The 236-nt window shown below is 35.6% G+C and carries 1 pseudogene; it reads left to right on the top strand.

Annotated elements, in window-relative coordinates:
• A pseudogene (locus SB679_RS26280) lies at window positions 1-236 on the top strand (uridine kinase); the annotation flags it as partial.

Here is a 236-nt window from a genome sequence, read left to right on the forward strand (position 1 = left end):
GATTTTGAATTACTGATAAAACACGTTAAAGCTTTAAAAAATAATGAGTCGATTGAACAGCCCATTTACAGCTTTGTAACGCATTCCAGAACAGGAGATCATGTGACTGTAGAACCTAAAAACGTATTCGTAGTAGAGGCAATTCTGGTTCTTACCAATAAAGAATTACTCAAAGAATTTGATCTGAAGGTATTTGTTCATGCAGATTCTGACGAAAGACTGATCAGGCGTATCAG

It is taken from the genome of Chryseobacterium sp. SIMBA_029 (assembly GCF_046535275.1).
Lineage (GTDB): Bacteria > Bacteroidota > Bacteroidia > Flavobacteriales > Weeksellaceae > Chryseobacterium.